Genomic DNA, 2,654 nt, shown 5'->3' with positions numbered 1-2,654 from the left:
TGCCATCAATGTCAACCACAAAGATATCCAGATAAAGCATCTTCTCAACCCGGTCTTTTTGTCGATTCGAGATGAAAACAATCTTTTTACCATCCGAAGATATTGCGGGCTCCTGATCGCCGTTTTCGCCGAAAGTCAACTGCTGCATCTTTCCCGTCGCTACGGTTATTTTCCAGATGTGAGGTTTTTCTTCCGGCAAAATACCCCTGCCGTCCAGTTTATACCATGCTTCTTTTATGTGGTAATAGAGAGGCGGTTTCCCTCTTTCCGGCACTCTTTCCCGGTCTTCCTTCTTGACTGTAAAGTCGCAGATAATCTTTTTGCTGTCCGGCGACCATACATAGTTGCCAAAAGTCCCTTTCACATCGGTTACAGGATACGCCTCTCCGCCATCTGCGGGAATCACCCAGATATTCTGTTTCATCTCGTTCTGCTTCTTCTCGGTCAGTATAAAAGAAATATATCTGCCGTCCGGCGACCAACGCGGTCTCTTTATGTCTTTGTTGCCTCCGATAAAACGATGATTTTTCCGGTCCTTTGTAACGACATAGAGATTTGAGTAATATCTGTTTTTACCCTTATCAAGCCATTCCACAGTATAAGCGACCCTTTCTCCATCAGGAGATAAAGTGATCTCCCTTAAAAATTTTAATTTATATAAATCATTGATTTCCACCGATTTTCTTTTCATACAATACTCCTTTTATTAAAATATAAAACGAATAAACTACCAGTTGGTTAGAATAGTATTAACCAATCTCTCCGCCGTTTTCTTCACCGCCTCTTTTACGGCTGCATCTTCATCGGTCTCGAATGTCGTCCAGTCGGCAACATCGCCTTCCCAGAAGACCTCATTCTTAACCCGATCAACACAGCGAACCGCAAATTTCACCGTAATTTTATACTCAAGCACGGTTTGAGTTCCGGTATAGGTATACGGGGTTTTTGAAAAACCGACGACTTCACCTTCAACGACGATATCCGCGTCACGCTCACTGACGATCTGCAAACCAGAACCGCTGCGGAACGCCTCAATCACGCTCGTTGTCGCCGCCTCATCTAGCCCGGGCTTCAAGGTTTTATTCTCGAAAAGCTTTATGTGAACCCGTTTCATATAGCCGGGCAGCAGAGAACGTGTTGAATAGCCGCAACAGGAAATGATTAGAAATAAACAGAATAAAAATCCATACAAACCTCCACAGCCTTTAGGCATCAACCGTTGAGAATAACTTTTCATTCCAGCGCCTCCAGCCGTTTCTGCGCTTCAATACCCCACGTGTCATCCCGTCCACGTTTCTTTATAATCGCACGATATACTTTTTTGGCTTCATCAACCTCATCCATAAACTCCAGAACAATACCCTTCTTATAATGAGCAGTCGGCGTCCACATCTCATCACGGGGATAGAGTTCGATAATCTTCTGATATTGATACAGGGATCTTATAAAATCACCCTTGGCTAAATACGCTTCACCAAGCCAGTAATGAAATTCAGGAGAAGGGTCTAATTCGGCAGCTCTTTTCAAATAATCAATTGCGTTTCTTAATTTACCGCTGCGCAGATACGCGTATCCTATTTCAAAATAATCACCGGCCTCTTCCTCTTCGGTAAGAAAAGGAATGAGCTCATTTCCTGATTCTATCACCTTTTTCCAGTCACCTGCCTTTTTATAGCATATCAATTGATTCTGCAGAGCATCCAGACAAAGGGAATCATCCTCCGCGGCGATTTTGTAATAGTATACGGCGGAATCAAATTCCTGTTTCAAATACTTTATCGTGGCGATCTTGAAAGCCGCCCTGTAATATTTTTCATCATCTTTAAACTGAGACATAAAAGAAATAAATCTTTCATACGCCGTATCAATCTCGCCTTCTAAAAACGGCACCAGCGCCCAGTTGAAATACAGTTCCGCCGCTGCAGTTTCCTGTAAGGAATCAATGATTGAATCGTAATATACTCTCGCTGTACTATATCTTTTCTGCTCTATTAGAAATTCACCGTAGTAATTCAACAATCTGTAATCCACAGCATTGAAAAACTGACAAAAAAGGGAATCAGCCGTCGCCTTCTTGCCGGTGCGTGCGAGGCTGTAGAGATAAAGTCGTATCAGACTTGTATCATCCCGAGCAAACTCCATCCCTTGTTTCACAACCTCATCATAGTCTCCGTGCATGAAATTCCAGACCATCAAATTCTTTCTGACCTTTGCAATAATCAATGTGTCTTCAGCCGTGGCTGAAATATCATCATACAGGAAAAGCGGATTTTCACCAAGCACCGTCAATGCATCAGCCAGCATCAACAGTAATTCCGGTTCCTTTGTCTGCGAAAGAATAATATCGTTCGCTGCTGATTCATAATCACCATCCTGGTAATATTTTCTCGCTCTCACCGTACGGCAATAGGCGACCGCATTTTTGTATTCCAGATACGGTATAATAACTTTGAATGCCTCCTCTATCCTGCCCTCTTTCAGCAATATCCCGGCAAGGATGGAATCAAGAGCATAATACCCGCCTATCTCTTCTTTTAACATTAATATCTTCTCTTCAATCAACGGCTCTTGAAAAAGAGTATCTATACTTATGCTGTCGGGAATGCGTAAAGTCGTATCCTGGTTAAAGAACTCGGTCAATAAAGAACATTCTT

General features: G+C 42.7%; 3 protein-coding genes. All 3 read right to left on the bottom strand.

Going from position 1 to position 2,654, the window contains the following annotated elements:
- Positions 1 to 691: hypothetical protein (locus ENI34_08335; GenBank protein ID HEC79130.1), on the bottom strand; the 691-nt coding region annotated here is incomplete at its 3' end.
- Positions 692 to 727: 36 nt separating this feature from the next.
- Entirely contained in the window at positions 728 to 1,237 is a 510-nt protein-coding gene (locus ENI34_08330; protein HEC79129.1) for a hypothetical protein, read from the bottom strand.
- On the bottom strand, positions 1,234 to 2,654 hold a 1,421-nt coding region (locus ENI34_08325; GenBank protein HEC79128.1), incomplete at its 5' end, for a tetratricopeptide repeat protein. The genes ENI34_08330 and ENI34_08325, both read right to left, overlap by 4 nt.

The sequence above is a fragment of the candidate division WOR-3 bacterium genome (assembly GCA_011052815.1).
Taxonomy (GTDB): domain Bacteria; phylum Hydrothermota; class Tepidihabitantia; order SM23-42; family SM23-42; genus DRIG01.
Note: the sequence above shows the minus strand (reverse complement) of the source record. Positions and strands in the feature narration are given on the sequence as shown.

Bases quoted from the DNA above. Each gene is read 5' to 3' on its own strand.
- ENI34_08330 (HEC79129.1), bottom strand. From the start codon at position 1,237: ATGAAAAGTTATTCTCAACGGTTGATGCCTAAAGGCTGTGGAGGTTTG.